This window comes from Pseudomonas sp. P5_109, from assembly GCF_034009455.1.
Lineage (GTDB): Bacteria > Pseudomonadota > Gammaproteobacteria > Pseudomonadales > Pseudomonadaceae > Aquipseudomonas.
In genome coordinates, this window is record NZ_CP125380.1 from 5,683,461 (window position 1) to 5,702,713 (window position 19,253).

The 19,253-nt window shown below is 59.9% G+C and carries 15 protein-coding genes; 9 read left to right on the plus strand and 6 right to left on the minus strand.

Annotation, left to right across the window (positions count from 1 at the left end):
• The first annotated feature begins 2 nt into the window (after positions 1 to 2).
• Together QMK54_RS25195 and QMK54_RS25200 are read left to right on the plus strand one after the other, a co-directional pair.
• On the plus strand, positions 3 to 605 hold the full coding sequence (locus QMK54_RS25195; RefSeq protein ID WP_110660839.1) for a LysE/ArgO family amino acid transporter: 603 nt from the start codon (positions 3 to 5) through the stop codon (positions 603 to 605).
• 164 nt (positions 606 to 769) lie between these two features.
• The gene (locus QMK54_RS25200) at positions 770 to 1,366 is read left to right on the plus strand and encodes a superoxide dismutase (protein ID WP_103396359.1); all 597 of its coding nucleotides are present in this window, start codon (positions 770 to 772) and stop codon (positions 1,364 to 1,366) included.
• 175 nt (positions 1,367 to 1,541) lie between these two features.
• On the opposite strand, the gene QMK54_RS25205 is transcribed toward QMK54_RS25200, so the two are convergent.
• Positions 1,542 to 1,805 (minus strand): DUF6124 family protein, encoded by a 264-nt coding sequence (locus QMK54_RS25205; protein WP_110660838.1) that lies wholly within the window; start codon positions 1,803 to 1,805, stop codon positions 1,542 to 1,544.
• 1,512 nt (positions 1,806 to 3,317) lie between these two features.
• On the opposite strand from QMK54_RS25205, the gene QMK54_RS25210 reads away from it, so the two are divergent.
• The 7 genes from QMK54_RS25210 (at position 3,318) to QMK54_RS25240 (ending at position 15,283) form a co-directional block, all read left to right on the plus strand.
• Positions 3,318 to 5,369, plus strand: a complete 2,052-nt coding sequence (locus tag QMK54_RS25210; protein WP_110660835.1) for a putative bifunctional diguanylate cyclase/phosphodiesterase — start codon at positions 3,318 to 3,320, stop codon at positions 5,367 to 5,369.
• A 253-nt stretch (positions 5,370 to 5,622) separates the two neighbouring features.
• Positions 5,623 to 6,969, plus strand: coding sequence for an imelysin family protein (locus QMK54_RS25215; RefSeq protein ID WP_110660833.1), 1,347 nt, complete (start codon positions 5,623 to 5,625; stop codon positions 6,967 to 6,969).
• Positions 6,970 to 7,249: 280 nt separating this feature from the next.
• Positions 7,250 to 8,677, plus strand: a complete 1,428-nt coding sequence (locus QMK54_RS25220) for a di-heme oxidoredictase family protein (protein ID WP_223591705.1) — start codon at positions 7,250 to 7,252, stop codon at positions 8,675 to 8,677.
• Between the two features lie 27 nt (positions 8,678 to 8,704).
• The gene (locus tag QMK54_RS25225; protein ID WP_110660831.1) at positions 8,705 to 9,769 is read left to right on the plus strand and encodes an imelysin family protein; all 1,065 of its coding nucleotides are present in this window, start codon (positions 8,705 to 8,707) and stop codon (positions 9,767 to 9,769) included.
• 14 nt (positions 9,770 to 9,783) lie between these two features.
• Positions 9,784 to 10,884: a DUF1513 domain-containing protein gene (locus tag QMK54_RS25230; RefSeq protein WP_223591700.1), complete on the plus strand. Its 1,101-nt coding sequence runs from the start codon at positions 9,784 to 9,786 to the stop codon at positions 10,882 to 10,884.
• A gap of 201 nt (positions 10,885 to 11,085) precedes the next feature.
• Positions 11,086 to 12,234, plus strand: a complete 1,149-nt coding sequence (locus tag QMK54_RS25235; protein WP_320401518.1) for an efflux RND transporter periplasmic adaptor subunit — start codon at positions 11,086 to 11,088, stop codon at positions 12,232 to 12,234.
• Between the two features lie 13 nt (positions 12,235 to 12,247).
• Complete coding sequence (locus QMK54_RS25240; protein ID WP_320401519.1) at positions 12,248 to 15,283, plus strand: multidrug efflux RND transporter permease subunit; 3,036 nt, start codon at positions 12,248 to 12,250, stop codon at positions 15,281 to 15,283.
• 189 nt (positions 15,284 to 15,472) lie between these two features.
• Here the strand turns inward: QMK54_RS25240 and QMK54_RS25245 are convergent, their stop codons facing one another.
• The 5 genes from QMK54_RS25245 to colR form a co-directional block, all read right to left on the minus strand.
• On the minus strand, positions 15,473 to 15,700 hold the full coding sequence (locus QMK54_RS25245; RefSeq protein WP_110661176.1) for a hypothetical protein: 228 nt from the start codon (positions 15,698 to 15,700) through the stop codon (positions 15,473 to 15,475).
• A gap of 2 nt (positions 15,701 to 15,702) precedes the next feature.
• Positions 15,703 to 16,416 carry a lipopolysaccharide kinase InaA family protein gene (locus QMK54_RS25250; protein WP_110661175.1) on the minus strand — a complete coding sequence of 238 codons (714 nt, stop codon included), beginning with the start codon at positions 16,414 to 16,416 and terminating at the stop codon, positions 15,703 to 15,705.
• 4 nt (positions 16,417 to 16,420) lie between these two features.
• On the minus strand, positions 16,421 to 17,089 hold the full coding sequence (locus QMK54_RS25255) for a class I SAM-dependent methyltransferase (RefSeq protein ID WP_110661179.1): 669 nt from the start codon (positions 17,087 to 17,089) through the stop codon (positions 16,421 to 16,423).
• Positions 17,090 to 17,243: 154 nt separating this feature from the next.
• Positions 17,244 to 18,518 (minus strand): HAMP domain-containing sensor histidine kinase, encoded by a 1,275-nt coding sequence (locus tag QMK54_RS25260; protein WP_320401520.1) that lies wholly within the window; start codon positions 18,516 to 18,518, stop codon positions 17,244 to 17,246.
• The gene (gene colR / locus QMK54_RS25265; protein ID WP_110663084.1) at positions 18,508 to 19,191 is read right to left on the minus strand and encodes a two-component system response regulator ColR; all 684 of its coding nucleotides are present in this window, start codon (positions 19,189 to 19,191) and stop codon (positions 18,508 to 18,510) included. Before colR ends, QMK54_RS25260 begins: the two co-directional genes overlap by 11 nt.
• Positions 19,192 to 19,253 lie beyond the last annotated feature (62 nt).

Below are 19,253 nucleotides of genomic sequence, written 5' to 3' on the forward strand. Positions count from 1 at the left end.
TCATGTGGCAAAGTTATCTGAACGGGCTGCTCGTGGCCTTCGGCCTGATCATGGCGATCGGCACCCAGAATGCGTTTGTCCTGGCGCAAAGCCTGCGGCGTGAACATCACCTGCCGGTGGCGGCACTCTGCGTGGCCTGCGACGCCCTGTTAGTGGCCGCCGGCGTATTCGGCCTGGCGACGGTGCTGGCGCAAAACCCGACACTGCTGGCGATCGCCCGCTGGGGTGGCGCAGCGTTCCTGTTGTGGTACGGCAGCCAGGCACTGCGCCGGGCCTTTTCGAAACAAAGCCTTGAGCAGGGCGAGGGCCAGACCGTACGTTCGCTGCGGGCAGTGATGCTCAGTGCGCTGGCAGTGACCTTGCTCAATCCGCATGTGTACCTGGACACCGTTTTGCTGATCGGCTCCCTGGGCGCACAACAAACCGAGCCCGGCGCATATGTAGTGGGTGCGGCCAGTGCCTCGCTGCTGTGGTTTTTCACCCTGGCCCTGGGTGCGGCATGGTTGGCACCCTGGCTCGCCCGCCCCAGTACCTGGCGAATTCTCGATCTGTTGGTGGCGGTGATGATGTTTGCCGTAGCGCTGCAGTTGATCACGGCCATCTGATTCGCGGAACCTCTATTCCACACAGTTGTTGCGTGGTTATGCCGCCCCCCCGGTGCTATGATCCGACTCCCTGCGCCGCAAAGAGTACAAACTCCCCGGCGCTTGTTTGGCCGCCCGTGATCGGCCTTGCGCTCACCGCAACTGACCTGATTAGGAGAATCATCATGGCTTTCGAATTGCCGCCGCTGCCGTACGCACACGATGCCCTGCAGCCGCACATTTCCAAGGAAACCCTGGAATACCACCACGACAAGCACCACAACACCTACGTCGTGAACCTGAACAACCTGGTGCCAGGCACCGAGTTCGAAGGCAAGACCCTGGAAGAAATCGTCAAGACTTCCTCGGGCGGTATCTTCAACAACGCCGCTCAGGTCTGGAACCACACTTTCTACTGGAACTGCCTGGCGCCAAACGCTGGCGGTCAACCAACCGGCGCGCTGGCTGAAGCCATCAACGCTGCTTTCGGTTCGTTCGACAAGTTCAAGGAAGAGTTCAGCAAGACTTCCATTGGCACCTTCGGTTCCGGTTGGGGCTGGCTGGTGAAAAAGGCTGACGGTTCCCTGGCCCTGGCCAGCACCATCGGCGCCGGCAACCCGCTGACCAACGGCGACACTCCGCTGCTGACCTGCGACGTCTGGGAACACGCTTACTACATCGACTACCGCAACGTTCGTCCAAAGTATGTCGAAGCGTTCTGGAACCTGGTCAACTGGAAGTTCGTGGCTGAGCAGTTCGAAGGCAAAACCTTCACCGCTTAATCTCGACGCCAGTCAAAAGAACCCGGCTTTTTAGCCGGGTTTTTTATTGCCCGGGATTTTCAGCGTTCGGCTGGGCCCCTTCGCGAGCAAGCCCCCACACATTGGGTCGGTCTACACCGGACCACTGTGGGAGCGGGCTTGCTCGCGAAGAACGATAACGCGGTCAGCCTGCCAACTACCGTGGATCGACGTTATCCAACGCACGATTCACCGCCAGCTCCGCCAGCATGATGATCTGCGCAATGGCCAACGCCATGTTGCGCTGAGGGCCGGTCAGGAAGGTGGCGAAATCACTCGCCATGACATTGGCCGAAGCCAGTGATTCACAGGCGTGGGCCAGCAGGGATTCGGTATCCATGTCCGGGACGATCATGAACATGGTGTTGGGGGTGTAGGGTTTGGTGGTGTTGTTGGGGGGATCGGGGATTAACTTATCCACTGAAAGATTCCTATGCGGTGGGTGCCGCCCATTGCCGTTCTCACACGGCAAAGAGGTGGCAGCTATGTGCGAGGTGAGAAACCGGTCATAGGCACCCGGCCAGACATAAGTCTGCCCGCACACAGCCGCCATAACGCACTTACAGACAGCGTATAAGCTGGCGGCAATTATGCGGACACTGGCACTGGATGACTATGACTTGCCGGGTTCTCACACCCGATCGCTGAGTTTTCAGCGACAGCCAAAGGCTATTCAGCCCGCTTCCGACGGGCAACCTGAAAACTGCGTGGGAAACTTCTGGCGCTTTCCTACACCGTGTCAACCCGCAAAAACGTAACGCGGAGCTTCTCTGGCAGCGTTCCCACGCGCAGGCGTGGAAACAATCAGCTTAGAGGCGTGGGAGATTGGTCGGCTGTCAGGCCGCCATCGCAGGCAAGCCAGCTCCCACAGGGGATCGACGTATGTCAGGGAGATATTGGTTGGCTGGCAGGCCGCCATCGCTAGCAAGCCAGCTCCTACAAGGGATCGACGTATGTCAGGGAGATATTGGTTGGATGGCAGGCCGCCATCGCTAGCAAGCCAGCTCCTACAAGGGATCGACGTATGTCTGGGAGATATTGGTTGGCTGGCAGGCCGCCATCGCTAGCAAGCCAGCTCCTACAAGGGATCGACGTATGTCTGGGAGATATTGGTTGGCTGGCAGGCCGCCATCGCTAGCAAGCCAGCTCCTACAAGGGATCGACGTATGTCTGGGAGATATTGGTTGGCTGGCAGGCCGCCATCGCTAGCGAGCCAGCTCCTACAAGGGATCGACGTATGTCTGGGAGATATTGGTTGGCTGGCAGGCCGCTATCGCTGGCAAGCCAGCTCCTACAGAAAAGCAAAAGCAAAGACAAAAGCCGCGTACACCCGCCGCTCTTCACCACTCATCAGGCCGAGCGTTAGCTCGCCTGCAGCTCTTGATCTTGATCCACCCGCCCCCTCGGAAGGCCTCGTTCCGGTGTTCATCCGGGGATTGGCGCGCAGCGCCGTTCGACGCAGTCGAACTCATCGCATGTAGGTGCCAGCGAAGCCAACCGGAGGGCGATGCCCCCGGATGAATGCCGGAGCGAAGGAACCCCGAGCCTAAGCGAGGGGCCGTACGCAAGGGGCGAGACCTTTTGGTTCCTTTTGTGTCGTTTGACAAAAGGGACTCGCCGTAAGGGCGAAACCATAAGTGGCCGTTACCGCAGAAACGGATATGCACTCCGTTAAAAACCCAAACCCACTCACCTTGCCCCACCACCACAGACAGCTAACATCAAACAAAAGGAAAATATCTACACCCCGCCCCTCAAGTTGAAGGACTCGACAACCGACACAGTGCTAATAGCCTAACTCGTCAAGACAACTGCAAATCGGCCAAGCAGCAGGCAAAATCCCCCAAGGATGATTGTCCCTTTGACTGCCATCACCGGATTGCCAATACTCATGGCAACTTGATGCTACCCGCACGGAACAAGGAATAACCCTTTGAAGCTGGAACTCAAGAACAGCTTGTCGGTGAAGTTGCTCCGGGTCGTGCTCCTGTCGGCATTGATCGTCGGCGTGGTCTTGAGCTGCGCGCAGATCGTGTTCGATGCCTATAAAACACGCCAGGCCGTCGCCAGCGATGCCGAGCGCATCCTCGACATGTTTCGCGACCCCTCGACCCAGGCCGTCTACAGCCTGGACCGGGAAATGGGCATGCAGGTGATCGAAGGCCTGTTCCAGGACGACGCCGTGCGCCAGGCCTCCATCGGCCATCCCAACGAAGCCATGCTCGCGCAAAAATCCCGCGAGCTGCAGCAATCGAGCAGCCGCTGGCTGACCGACCTGATTCTTGGCAAGGAACGCACCTTCACCACCCAACTGGTCGGTCGCGGGCCTTACAGCGAGTATTACGGCGACCTGAGCATCACCCTCGACACCGCCACCTACGGCCAGGGATTCATTGTCAGCTCGGTGATCATCTTCATCTCCGGCGTACTGCGCGCGCTCGCCATGGGGCTGGTGTTGTACCTGGTCTATCACTGGCTGCTGACCAAGCCGCTGTCGCGGATCATCGAGCACCTCACGGAAATCAACCCGGATCGTCCCAGCGAACACAAGATCCCGCTGCTCAAGGGGCACGAGAAGAACGAACTGGGCATCTGGATCAACACCGCCAACCAGTTGCTCGAGTCCATCGAACGCAATACCCATCTGCGCCATGAAGCGGAAAACAGCCTGCTGCGCATGTCCCAGTACGATTTCCTCACGGGACTGCCGAACCGCCAGCAATTGCAGCAGCAACTGGACAAGATCCTCGTCGACGCCGGCAGACTGCAACGCCGGGTCGCGGTGTTGTGTGTCGGCCTCGATGACTTCAAGGGCATCAACGAGCAGTTCAGCTACCAGACTGGCGACCAGTTGCTGCTGGCCCTGGCCGATCGCCTGCGCGGCCATAGCGGTCGCCTGGGTGCCCTCGCCCGCCTCGGTGGCGACCAGTTCGCCCTGGTCCAGGCCGATATCGAACAACCCTACGAAGCCGCCGAGCTGGCGCAAAGCATTCTTGATGATCTGGAAGCGGCGTTTGCCCTCGACCATCAGGAGATCCGCCTGCGCGCCACCATCGGCATCACCCTGTTCCCCGAGGACGGCGACAGCACCGAGAAGTTGCTGCAAAAGGCCGAGCAGACGATGACGCTGGCCAAGACCCGCTCGCGCAACCGCTATCAGTTCTATATCGCCAGCGTCGACACCGAAATGCGTCGCCGCCGCGAGCTGGAAAAAGACCTGCGCGATGCCCTGATCCGTAACCAGTTCTACCTCGTCTACCAGCCGCAGATCAGCTATCGCGATAACCGCGTGGTGGGCGTCGAAGCCCTGATACGCTGGCAACACCCCGAGCACGGCCTGGTGCCGCCAGACCTGTTCATCCCGCTGGCCGAACAGAACGGCACCATCATTGCCATCGGCGAATGGGTGCTGGACCAGGCTTGCAAACAGTTACGCGAATGGCATGACCAGGGTTTCAGCGACCTGCGCATGGCGGTGAACCTGTCCACGGTTCAATTGCACCACGCCGAACTGCCGCGGGTGGTCAACAACCTGCTGCAGATGTATCGCCTGCCACCGCGCAGCCTGGAGCTGGAAGTCACCGAAACCGGCCTGATGGAAGACATCAGCACCGCCGCCCAGCACCTGCTCAGCCTGCGCCGCTCCGGCGCGTTGATCGCCATCGACGACTTCGGAACCGGCTATTCGTCCTTGAGCTATCTCAAGAGCCTGCCGCTGGACAAGATCAAGATCGACAAGAGTTTCGTTCAGGACCTGCTCGATGACGACGACGATGCGACCATCGTTCGCGCCATTATCCAGCTGGGCAAGAGCCTGGGCATGCAGGTGATTGCCGAAGGCGTGGAAACCGCCGAGCAAGAGGCCTACATCATTTCCGAAGGCTGCCACGAAGGTCAGGGCTACCACTACAGCAAGCCGTTGCCGGCACGGGAGCTGGGTGCCTATTTGAAACAGGCCCAACGCAGCAATGCCGCTATTTTGTAAAAAACACAACCCTCCTGTAGGAGCGAGCCTGCTCGCGATGATCGTGAACGATGACGCGGGCAACCTGAAAAAACGCGTCGCCTTGAAGTCCTTCGCGAGCAAGCTCGCTCCTACAAGGTTGCGAGCCACCTTCCGTGAATACGAAATATTTCCACCTACAACTCTTTACACATAATGCGAAAGATTTGCATTATGTCGCAGTTTTGCGTGCGCACAGCACGAATCCACCCCCTTTCGAAGCAGGATGTTCGCCATGATTCGTATGCCTCTGGCTACCGCCAGTCTGTTGGCCATCGCTATTTCCCTCGCCGGTTGTGGCGAAGGTAAAGACAAAGAAAAAGCTGCCGCGCCTGCGCCAGCTGCCAGCACTGCGGCTGCCCCGGCTGCTGCGCCTGCCGCTGCCGGTAAAGTCGACGAAGCTGCCGCCAAAGCCGTTGTCGCCCATTACGCCGACATCGTGTTCGCCGTTTACAGCGATGCCGAATCCACCGCGAAGACCCTGCAAACCGCAATTGACGCCTTCCTCGCCAAGCCGAACGACGACACCCTGAAAGCCGCCAAGGCTGCCTGGGTTGCCGCTCGCGTGCCTTACCTGCAGAGCGAAGTGTTCCGCTTCGGCAACACCATCGTTGACGACTGGGAAGGTCAGCTGAACTCCTGGCCGCTGGACGAAGGCCTGATCGACTATGTCGACAAGTCCTACGAACACGCCCTGGGCAACCCGGGTGCCACTGCCAACATCATCGCCAACACTGAAGTACAGATCGGCGAAGACAAGGTCGATGTCAAAGACATCACCCCGGAGAAACTCGCCAGCCTGAACGAACTGGGCGGTTCCGAGGCCAACGTTGCCACCGGCTACCACGCCATCGAATTCCTGCTCTGGGGCCAGGACCTGAACGGCACCGGCCCTGGCGCCGGCAACCGTCCGGCCTCGGACTACCTGGAAGGCAAAGGCGCTACCGGCGGTCACAATGATCGTCGTCGTGCCTACCTGAAGTCCGTGACCCAGCTGCTGGTCAGCGACCTGGAAGAAATGGTCGGTAACTGGAAGCCGAACGTGGCCGACAACTACCGCGCCACCCTGGAAGCCGAACCGGCTGAATCCGGCCTGCGCAAAATGCTGTTCGGCATGGGCAGCCTGTCCCTGGGCGAACTGGCGGGCGAGCGCATGAAGGTTTCCCTGGAAGCCAACTCTCCTGAAGACGAACAGGATTGCTTCAGCGACAACACCCACAACTCGCACTTCTACGATGCCAAGGGCATTCGTAACGTGTACCTGGGCGAATACACCCGTGTCGACGGCACCAAAATGACCGGCGCCAGCCTGTCGTCCCTGGTGGCCAAGGCCGACCCGGCTGCCGACACCGCCCTGAAAGACGACCTGGCCGCCACCGAAGCCAAGATCCAGATCATGGTTGATCACGCCAACAAGGGTGAGCACTACGACCAGTTGATCGCTGCCGGCAACACCGCAGGCAACCAGATCGTCCGTGACGCCATCGCATCCCTGGTCAAGCAGACCGGTTCGATCGAAGCCGCCGCTGGCAAACTGGGTATCTCCGACCTGAACCCGGACAACGCTGATCACGAATTCTGATCAACGCTGGCTGAGTGAAAAAGGCGACCTTCGGGTCGCCTTTTTCATATCTGCTGCACACATCCCGGTGTGGGAGCGGGCTTGCTCGCGAAGACGGCGTCACATTCAACAATTGTGGTGACTGACACACCGCCTTCGCGAGCAAGCCCGCTCCCACAGGGGGGTTATGGGTAAGCCAAATTACCTGCCCCACATCAAGCAAACGATAATTCCTCTTATTCAATTTCCTATCCCCTGTTAGACTTTGCGCCCTTGTTTTGCTCGTCTTGCAGGATGTCTGATGCCCCCGCTGCCTCTTCGCTTGTCCGCACTGTTTCTGGCCCTGGGCCTGAGTGCCTGCGATGACGCCCCGAAATTCACCCAGGCCGAACCCGGTGAAGCCCGCTCTGGCGGCAGTGCGACGGTGCGCAAGACCGATCAGAATGCGTTTTCCATGCCTTCGGCGAACCTGCCGCCGTCACGGCGTGTGGATTTCAGCGTCGGCAACAGTTTCTTCCGCAGCCCCTGGGTGATCGCCCCTTCGACGACGACCGCCCGCGATGGCCTCGGTCCCCTGTTCAACACCAATGCCTGCCAGGGCTGCCACATCAAGGACGGCCGCGGCCATCCGCCAACTCCGGACGATGTGAACGCCGTATCGATGCTGGTACGCCTGTCGATTCCCGACGCCCCGGCGTATGCCAAGGTCATCGAACAGCTCGGCGTGGTGCCGGAGCCTGTCTACGGTGGACAGTTCCAGGACATGGCCGTACCCGGTGTGGCCCCCGAAGGCAAAGTGCGGGTCGATTACGCCGCCGTGCCGGTTCGCTTCAAGGACGGCACCGAAGTCGAGTTGCGTAAACCAAGCCTGAACATCACCCAGCTGGGCTACGGCCCGATGCACCCCGACACTCGATTCTCGGCACGTGTAGCGCCGCCAATGATTGGCCTTGGCCTGCTCGAAGCGATTCCAGACGAAGCGATCCTGGCCAATGCCGAGGCACAGGCCAAGGCGAAAAACGGCATTGCCGGACGCCCGAACCAGGTGTGGGACGACGCCCAGCAAAAGACCGTGTTGGGCAGGTTTGGCTGGAAAGCCGGACAACCGAACCTCAATCAACAAAATGTTCACGCGTTTTCAGGCGATATGGGCCTCACGACCAGCCTGAGACCCGTTGATGACTGCACGGACGCGCAAACGGCTTGCAAACAGGCACCCAGTGGCATCGGCCCGGATGGCGAGCCGGAAGTCAGCGATAACATCCTGCGCCTGGTGCTGTTCTATAGCCGCAATCTTGCCGTCCCGGCCCGTCGCGACGTCAACGCGCCTGAAGTGCTGGCCGGCAAAACCTTGTTCTATCAGGCCGGCTGCCAATCCTGCCACACGCCGAAATACACCACCGCCGCCAACGCGGCCGAACCTGAACAGGCCAATCAAGTGATCCGCCCGTACAGCGATCTGCTGCTGCATGACATGGGCGACGGCCTGGCCGACAACCGTACAGAATTCCAGGCCAGCGGCCGCCAATGGCGTACCCCGCCATTGTGGGGCATCGGCCTGACACAGGCGGTCAGCGGCCACACCCAGTTCCTGCACGACGGCCGCGCCCGCAACCTGCTCGAAGCGGTGCTCTGGCATGGCGGCGAGGCGACAGCGGCGCAGCAACAGGTTTTGTCTTTCAATGCCGAGCAGCGCAGCGCGTTGCTGGCGTTCCTGAATTCCCTTTAACACGCATTCCACTCGCGGGAGCCCAACATGTTCCGTCCCAAACTGTTGTTCACCAGCCTTGCCGCACTCGCCCTGGGCGCCTGCTCGCCGCAGGATCCGCAAGCAGTCACGTCGGCGGCCATCGCCAAATCGGTGATCCTGCCGACCTACACCCGCTGGGTTGAAGCCGACCGTCAATTGGCGGTCAGCGCCCTTGCCTACTGCGAAGGCAAGGAAACCCTGGAAACGGCCCGCGCCGACTTCCTGCATGCGCAAAAAGCCTGGGCCGAGCTGCAACCCCTGCTGATCGGGCCGTTGGCCGAAGGCAACCGTTCGTGGCAGGTGCAGTTCTGGCCGGACAAGAAAAACCTGGTCGGCCGGCAGGTCGAGCAACTGGTCACCGCCCAGCCGCAAATCGATGCCGCCGCACTGGCCAAGTCCAGCGTTGTGGTACAGGGTCTCTCGGCCTACGAATACATTCTGTTCGACAGCAAGCCTGACGTGGCCAACGCTGAGCAGAAGAGCAAGTACTGCCCGCTGCTGGTCGCCATCGGCGAACGCCAGAAGCAATTGGCCGAAGAGATTCTGCAAACCTGGAACAACACCGACGGCATGCTCGCGCAAATGAGCAAATTCCCGAACCAGCGTTACGCGGACTCCCACGAAGCGATCGCCGAACTGCTGCGCGTACAAGTCACGGCCATCGACACCCTGAAGAAAAAGCTCGGCACGCCGATGGGTCGCCAGAGCAAGGGTGTGCCGCAACCGTTCCAGGCCGACGCATGGCGTAGCCAGTCGTCCCTGACCAGCCTCGAGGCCAGCCTCGCGGCCGCCAAGACAGTCTGGGAAGGTGTGGACAACAAAGGCCTGCGCAGCCTGTTGCCGAGCGAGCAGAAACCCTTGGCCGACAAGATCGATGCCGCCTATGCCGCCTCGCTGAAACTGTTCGCCGGCAACCAGCGCTCGCTGACCGACATGCTCGGTGACGACGCCGGCCGCCAGCAACTCAACGATCTGTACGACAGCCTCAACGTTGTCCATCGCTTGCACGAGGCTGATCTGGCCAAGGCGCTGGGCATCCAACTGGGCTTCAACGCCAACGACGGCGACTGATGGGGGCGAGTTCCATGCTGCGACGCCAGGCTCTGACCTTGGGTAGTTTGTTGCTGGGTGCGGTGACGCTGGGCGGCTGGAAGCTGTTCAAGCAAAAGGACAAGAGTCCGTTGTTGCTTTCGGCACGGGACGATACCGATGGCCAGCATTACGCTGTCGGTTATCGGCTCGATGGCACCCAGGTGTTCGCCACCCGGGTCGGCCAGCGTTGCCACGACATCATCAACCACCCGACACAGCCGATTGCGCTGTTTGTCGCCCGCCGTCCGGGTACCGAGAGCTACCTGATCGACCTGCGCGACGGCGCGCTCCTGCAAACCGTGGTGTCGCAGCCAAACCGGCACTTCTACGGACACGCCGTCATCCACCACAGCGGCGACTGGCTGTACGCCACCGAAAACGACACCACCGATCCGGGTCGTGGCCTGCTCGGCGTGTACAAATTCGAAGGTGAACGGCTGGTGCACAGCGGTGAGATATCCACCCACGGCCTCGGTCCGCACCAGGTGTCGTGGATGCCCGATGGCGAAACCCTGGTGGTGGCCAACGGCGGGATTCGCACCGAAGCCGAAAGCCGGGTGGAGATGAACCTCAACGCCATGGAACCAAGCCTGGTCCTGATGCAACGTGATGGCACCCTGCTGAGCAAGGAAACCCTCGCCCAGCAGATGAACAGCGTGCGCCATCTGGCCATCGCCAGCGACGGCACCATCGTTGCCAGCCAGCAATTCATGGGCGCGGCCCACGAGTCATCGGAGCTGCTGGCGATCAAGCGTCCCGGCCAGCCTTTCGTGGCGTTCCCGGTGCCCGAGCACCAGTTGCAAGCCATGGGGCACTACACCGCCAGCGTCGCGGTACACAACGACTTGCGCCTGGTGGCGTTGACTGCACCACGGGGCAACCGGTTTTTCATCTGGGACCTGGACAGCGGCGAAGTACGCCTGGATGCGCCACTGCCTGATTGCGCCGGGGTTGGCGCCGTGGCCGATGGTTTTGTCGTGACCTCGGGCCAGGGACGTTGCCGCTACTACGACTGCCGCCAGACAAATCTTGTTGCAAAGCCGCTGGAGCTACCCGCAGGGCTCTGGGACAACCATCTGCATCTGATGGCGTAAACACCCGCCAAACGCATCCCCTTACAGGAGCTGGCTTGCCAGCGATGGCAATCTCGAGAACAGCGTAAATTCAACGGCACTATCGCCGGCAAGCCGGCTCCTACAGGTTATGGGGTTCCAATAAACAGCCATTGGAATCCCTTTCCCAGTCGGAGTAATGTGCCCGACTGTCTCACCTGATTTTCTCCAAGGAACTGGAATATGCTGCGTCGCCGCATGCTGATCATGTTGGGTGTTGTTTTGCTGATTGTGCTGGTCCTGGGCGCGTACAAAGCCTTCTCCGTCTATACGATGATTCAAGGCTTCTCCGCACCCAAACCGCCCATCAATGTCGCTGTGGCCACCGCCACCGAACGTCCGTGGCAATCCCGGCTGCCCACGGTCGGCACCCTCAAGGCGCTGCAAGGTGTCGACCTGAGCCTGGAAATTGCCGGTACCGTCACCGACGTGCAGTTCGAGTCAGGGCAGAAGGTCAAGGCCGGCCAGCCGATCGTGCAACTAGACAGCGCCGTGGAAACCGCCCTCCTGGAAACCGCACAGGCCGACCTCGGGCTGGCCCAGGTGGATTACAGCCGTGGCAGCCAGCTGGTGGGCAGCCAGGCGATTTCCAAGGGTGAGTTCGACCGGCTCTCGGCCGTTCTGAAAAAGAGCAAGGCCACGGTCAACCAGCTCAAGGCGGCGCTCGAGAAAAAACGCATCATCGCGCCGTTCAGCGGCACCATCGGCATTCGCCAGGTGGATGTCGGCGACTACGTGGCCAGCGGCACCATGATCGCCACCCTGCAAGACCTCAGCAGCCTTTACGTCGACTTCTTCGTCCCGGAACAATCGGTACCGAAAGTCGCCATCGGCCAGCCGGTTCAGATCATCGTTTCGGCCTATCCGACCCAGACGTTCCCCGGCACCATCAGTGCAATCAACCCCAAAGTCGAAAACAGCACCCGTAACGTTCAGGTCCGCGCCACCCTGTCCAACCCCGATGGCAAGTTGCTGCCCGGCATGTTCGCCAGCCTCCAGGTGCTCCTGCCCAACCCGCAGCCGCGCATCGTGGTACCGGAAAGCGCGATCAGCTACACGCTCTACGGCAACTCGGTGTACGTGGCCGTACCCAAGAAGGCCGAAGATGGCAGCCTGGAAAAAGACGACAAGGGCCAGCCAGTGCTGATCGCCGAACGGCGTTTTGTCGAAACCGGCGAACGCCGCGATGGGCAAGTGATGATCACCAAGGGCGTGCAGAACGGCGAGACTGTGGTGACCGCCGGCCAGCTCAAACTGGATAACGGTGCACACATCGCCATCAGCGACGACAAGACCCTCGCCGAGCAGAACAGTGCGCCACGCGCGAACTGATCAAGGAATCCCCATGGCTTTTACCGATCCGTTCATTCGCCGCCCGGTTCTCGCAACCGTCGTCAGCCTGCTGATTGTGCTGCTGGGCTTCCAGGCCTGGAGCAAGCTGCCGCTGCGCCAGTATCCGCAAATGGAAAACGCTCTGATCACGGTGACCACCGCCTACCCCGGGGCCAACGCCGAGACCATCCAGGGCTATATCACTCAACCGATGCAGCAAAGCCTGGCCAGCGCCGAGGGCATCGACTACATGACCTCGGTCAGTCGCCAGAACTTTTCGGTGATCTCGATCTACGCACGCGTGGGCTCCAACAGCGACCGCCTGTTTACCGAACTGCTGGCCAAGGCCAACGAGGTCAAGAACCAGCTGCCCCAGGACGCCGAAGACCCGGTACTGAGCAAAGAATCTGCCGATGCATCAGCGTTGATGTACATCAGCTTCTTCAGCAAGGAATTGAACAACCCGCAGATTACCGATTACCTGTCACGGGTGATCCAGCCGAAACTGGCGACCTTGCCCGGCATGGCCGAGGCCGAGATCCTCGGCAACCAGGTCTTTGCCATGCGCCTGTGGCTGGACCCGGTGAAGCTCGCGGGTTTCGGCCTCAGCGCCAGCGATGTGACCAACGCGGTGCGCCAGTACAACTTCCTCTCGGCCGCTGGCGAGGTGAAAGGCGAATACGTGGTCACCAGCATCAACGCCAATACCGAACTCAAGTCCGCCGAAGCGTTCGGGGCAATCCCGCTCAAGGTCGACGGCGACAGCCGTGTGCTGCTGCGCGATGTGGCGCGTGTCGAAATGGGCGCGGAGAACTACGACACCATCAGTTCGTTCGGTGGCACCCCTTCGGTGTACATCGGCATCAAGGCGACGCCCGGCGCCAACCCGCTGGAAGTGATCAAGGAAGTGCGCAAGATCATGCCGGACCTTGAGGCCCAGCTACCGCCGAACCTCAAGGGTGAAATTGCCTATGACGCCACCCTGTTCATCCAGGCCTCGATCGACGAAGTGGTGAAAACCCTGTTCGAAGCGGTGCTGATCGTGATCGTGGTGGTGTTCCTGTTCCTCGGCGCCCTGCGTTCGGTGGTGATCCCGGTGGTGACCATCCCGCTGTCGATGATTGGCGTGATGTTCTTCATGCAGATGATGGGGTACTCGATCAACCTGCTTACCCTGCTGGCGATGGTATTGGCCATCGGCCTGGTGGTGGATGACGCCATCGTGGTGGTGGAAAACATTCATCGCCATATCGAGGAAGGCAAGACACCGCTGGATGCCGCTATTGAAGGAGCCCGGGAAATCGCCATGCCGGTGGTGTCGATGACCATTACCCTCGCGGCGGTGTATGCACCGATCGGTTTCCTGACCGGCCTGACCGGGGCGCTGTTCAAGGAGTTTGCCCTGACCCTGGCCGGCGCGGTGGTGATTTCCGGTATCGTCGCCCTGACCCTGTCACCGATGATGTGTGCGTTTCTTCTGCGCCACGATGAAAATCCCAGTGGCCTGGCCCATCGCCTGGACATGATTTTCGAAAGCCTCAAGCGCCGCTACCAGAGCATGCTGCACGGCACCCTCAACACCCGGCCGGTGGTGTTGGTGTTCGCTGTGATCGTGCTGTGCCTGATTCCGGTCTTCCTCAAGTTCACCAAATCGGAACTGGCTCCGGATGAGGACCAGGGCATCATTTTCATGCTGGCCAACGCCCCGCAACCGACCAACCTGGACTACCTGAACGCCTACACCGACGAGTTCATCTCGATCTTCAAGGCCTTTCCCGAGTACTACTCGTCGTTCCAGATCAACGGTTTCAACGGCGTGCAATCGGGCATCGGCGGTTTCCTGCTCAAGCCATGGAACGAGCGTAGCCGTACCCAGATGGCGATCCTGCCCGAGGTTCAAAGCAAACTGGAAAGTATCCCCGGGTTGCAGATTTTCGGCTTCAACCTGCCGTCCCTGCCGGGCACCGGCGAAGGCCTGCCGTTCCAGTTCGTCATCAACTCCGCCAACGATTACGAATTGCTATTGCAGGTGGTCGACCGGGTTAAAAAACGTGCGATGGAATCCGGCAAGTTTGCCTTCGTCGACGTTGACCTGGCCTTCGATAAACCGGAAGTGGTGGTGGATATCGACCGCGCCAAGGCCGCGCAGATGGGGGTTTCCATGCAGGATCTGGGAGGAACCCTGGCGACCCTGCTGGGCGAGGCCGAGATCAACCGCTTCACCATTGAAGGTCGCAGCTACAAGGTCATCGCCCAGGTCGAGCGGCCGTTTCGCGACAATCCGGACTGGCTGAACAATTACTACGTGAAAAACACCAAGGGCGAACTGTTGGCATTGTCGACCCTGATCACCATCACCGACCGTGCCCGACCACGCCAACTGAACCAGTTCCAGCAACTCAACTCGGCCATCCTGTCCGGCGTGCCGCTTGTGAGCATGGGGGAAGCCATCGACCTCGTGCGCCAGATCGCCCGGGAAGAGGCGCCCGTCGGTTTTTCCTTCGACTACGCCGGCGCGTCGAGACAGTATGTTCAGGAAGGCAGTGCCCTCTGGGTCACCTTTGCCTTGGCACTGGCGATCATTTTCCTGGTACTGGCGGCCCAGTTCGAAAGCTTCCGCGACCCGTTGGTGATCCTGGTCACCGTGCCCCTGTCCATTTGCGGCGCATTGATTCCGCTGTTCCTGGGTTGGTCGAGCATGAACATCTACACCCAGGTCGGGCTGGTGACGTTGATCGGGCTGATCAGCAAGCACGGCATTCTGATCGTCGAGTTCGCCAACCAGCTACGCAAGGACAAGGGGCTGACGGCACGGGAAGCGGTGGAGGAAGCGGCGGCCATCCGCCTGCGTCCGGTCTTGATGACCACCGCGGCGATGGTGTTCGGCATGGTGCCATTGATCATCGCCACCGGTGCTGGCGCGGTCAGCCGGTTCGACATCGGCACGGTCATCGCAACAGGCATGTCGATCGGCACTTTGTTCACCCTGTTTGTGTTGCCCTGCGTGTACACGCTGCTGGCCAAGCCCGATAAACCTCGGGAAACATAACTCAATAACTGTAGGAGCCGGCTTGCTGGCGATGGGCTCAAGTGCGCCGCGTTTATCCAGTTCATACGCGTTATCGTTAACGACCATCGCCAGCAAGCCGGCTCCTACAAGGGACCGTGACCAAACCAATGAAAGCCCGAAAAAAAAGGCCTCGCTAATGCGAGGCCTTTCATTTGGGCTTCAATCGGTTCAACTTTGCGGCCTCAATCCCTGAGAAAGTCCGAACATGAACAGCAACAAGTCATGATCGGGTTGAGTGGCCACGGATGCCTTGGCAACCCGTGGCAATGGACAATGTTCTTCTGCGCTTATCGAGCTGAGAACCTGGGGGCGCGGTTGCTCCCAGGCTGCCATCGCGATTGATGCAACTGCCAAGGCTCCTACCAGAAACAAACCTCGTGCAATTTCGAGTTTCATCGCTATAAACCCTTGATAGCGCTGCCAAACGCCGTCTCATAAAAATAGACGAGCTTTTTCCAGTCTGCATCGCTGAACGACGAGTGGCGACGCAATTGCTTCATGTCATGGGCAGCAGCGCGATAGGCGGTCAAACGCTGTCGGCATTTCTCCAGGTCGATCAGGGCAATTTCGACCTTGGCCGACTCGCCCTCCCCGGTCACGCGAACGAATACGTGCTTGATGTAGATGCAGCTGTGCTGCCAGCGCCCCTTGTGCATGCGGGCCAGGTTTTCAGCCAGGTCCTTGAGCACACGGTCGTTTACGGCTTCACCATGACGTTCGCGGCCGCCACCAGCGTACCAGTGCTCGATTTCCTCGAAGCCATCCAGTGACTTGGTGACCAGCAATGCACGCCACTTGTGCACCGGATCGCGCTGTGCGCCGCAGAAAACGATTTGCGGAACCCGTACACCAAGCGCAGTTACACCGGTGAGGGCAGCTTGCTCGCGCAGCACCGTAGGCCGCCCGAAAGGGTGCAGCCAGCTGCGATGGATATGCCCGGTCTGACGCTTGACGTAGAGCAGCTGACCATCACTGCCCATAACGCGTTGAACGCCGCTTTCCCCGCCGCGACGGACGTTGGGTTCTTCTACCCATTCACCGCGCTGATTCCAGAAGTAATCGAAGCGGTCCTGGGGAGCGACTTCCGTTTCTGCTGCACACTGCACTGCCATCCTGTTACCTCTTGCGTAATACGTAAACTCGCCACATGGCATAGAGCGGCAAAAAGTCCAGTTGTTCCTGGATGCGGAAACCCGCCTGCTCAAATTCCTTTTCTACGGTAGCGGCCGGTAACACAAACCGGTTTTGGTAACCTTCCTGCCCACGTGTTTTCTCCGACCGCTTGCGTTTCCAGGCCTTGAAGTTGCCATCGACCCACAACGAAAGGATCACGCTGTCACGGGAAACGCGCTCGAATTCGCGCAAAATAGCCATGCGATGCTCGGCTTCACCGATGTGGTGCAGCAAGCGCATGCAAAAAATGCTGTCGACGGCGTTGTCCGGCAAGGCGATGTCGAATGCAGAAGTGTGCAAGGGTTGTACCCGTTTCACCACATCGGCAGGTTGCGCCTGGGTGGCGATCTTCAGCATGGACTCCGAGTTATCGGCGCCGATGATCACGCGGTTGGGCTTTTCGGCCAGCATGGGCCAGAAACGCCCTGCACCGCACGGCAAGTCGAGGACCAGGCCAGGCTCGCCCACCAGGGCCAGCGCCTTGCGTGCCAGTTGCAGGTCACGCCAGTGAGACAATTTACGGCCGAGACCGTCCTGGTGCTTACGCAGATAACGCTGTGCGTGTTGATCGTCGTACTTTTCGGAAAAATCGAGTTTGATCGGGCCGTCCATCATCAGGTCTCCTGAACTTCTGATAACAACTACCTTAGGTTTCGTGGTGTCGGTTACAGGTGATCCAATTGTGAAAAATTTGTTAAGGAAACCTAGAAGTATTACAGGGTTTTACAGAAATGATAGGGCTTCCCGGACGCATGGCCCAATGGATTCAAGCTCGGGACAACTCCACCTGAAAACGGCAGCCACTGGGTTCCATGGTTGTCAGACTGACGCTCCAGCCCTGGTTTTCACAGATCCGCTGTACCAGTGAAAGCCCAAGGCCCAAGCCTTCCCCGCGCTTTTCAGTGCCACGAACGAACGGTTCGAACATCGCCTCGCGTTTTTCCTCGGGAATGCCCACACCACTGTCTTCGACCAGAAAGCCCGTGCCCGTCAGGGTCAGGCGGATGAAGCCCTGCTCGGTGTAATGCAGGGCATTGCGCAGCAAGTTCCCCATTACCGCATGCAAGAGCGTTGCATTGTAGACTTCGGCCCCAGGCTTGCCCGGCTCGAAGTTCAGCTTCAACCCTTTGCTTTCAATGGGCTCGCGCCACAGACCGAGCAGGCCCTCGGCCACCTGGCCCAGGGACTGCTGTGGCGACATGCTGGCGTCTTCGCGCTGGGCTCGGGCCAGCATCAGGAAGGTTTGCACCAGCTCACGCATTTCTTCACAGGCTCGGCCGATGCGCTCGACCTGGGCGCGGCCGCGCTGATCGAGACCGGGGTTTTCCAGCAACAGCTCGCAGGAACTGGCCAGAATCATCAGGGGTGTACGCAATTCGTGGCTGACATCGCTGGTAAACAACCGCTCGCGGGTCAGGGCTTGACGCAAGCGCCCGAGGGTGGCGTCGAAGGCCACGGCCAGTTCGCCCACTTCGTCGGCGGCATAATCCGGGGCCAAGGGCGGAGCCAAACCCAGCAGTTGATCGCGATGGCGTACCTGGCGGGCCAGGCGCACCACCGGTGCCATCACCTTGCGGGCCAGGACCCAGCCGAGAAACACCGCCAACGCCAGACTGAGCACGAAACCCACCAGCACCACGGCAAACAGCACCCGCTCACGCTCTTCAAAGTCGCTCTGATCCTGCAACAGCACGTACCGTCGGCCGTCGACGATTTCGACCATGGCGTGGTACGACAGGTTTTCCCGGAACACCTCGTGGAAACCCGGCTCCAGGTGCCGCAGATCCTTGGGCAACCTGAAATCACCCGGACCGCTGCTGAAGTAGAACAATTGGTCCGGCTCGGGTCGATGGCTCCAGTCCGTGACATTGTCCATCAGCAACAGGCGCTGCAAATCGCCGCCCAGGCCTGCCGAAATCAGTTTTTCCTCCACCAGGTGCACGGTTGCCACGATGCCCATGGCAAAGGCACCTGCCACCAGCGCGCTCATCAGTGCAAAGGCAATGATGATGCGTTGAGAAAGGCTCTGCTTAAACTCCATTACGCCCCTCTGCCAAGCGATACCCCACACCGTGCACGGTTTGCAGCAACGGCTTGGCGAACGGCTTGTCGATCACCTGGCGCAGCTGGTGGACATGGCTGCGCAGGCTGTCGCTGTCCGGACAGTCATCGCCCCAGAGTGCTTCTTCAAGAATTTCACGGCGCAACACATGCGGGCTTTTCTGCATCAACACCGCCAGCAATTTCAGGCCGACCGGGTTGAGCTTCAGCAACCGTCCTTCGCGGGTGACTTCCAGGGTGTCGAGATCATAGTTGAGGTCGCCGACCTGCAAGGTCCTTCGTCCACCGCCCTGGGTACGACGCATGACCGCTTCGATACGCGCTGCCAGCTCAGACAGGGCGAATGGTTTGATCAAATAGTCATCAGCACCGGACTTGAAGCCTTGCAGACGATCATCCAGTTGATCTCGCGCCGTGAGCATGATCACCGGCGTCTCGCGGCGGGCATCTTCGCGCAGGCGCTTGCACAGGGTATAGCCATCAATGCCGGGCAACATGATATCGAGCACGATCAAATCGTAGTGCTCGGTGGCCGCCAGATGCAGGCCAGACAAACCATCCTGCGCGCAATCCACGGTATAGCCTTTGAGCCCCAGGTAATCGGCCAGGTTGGCCAGGATATCGCGGTTGTCTTCAACCAATAGAATTCGCATGGGTATCTCTCCGTCCACAGTAATGGCCGTCATGGCCCGCGCAGCTTAAGGCCAAGTGTGGC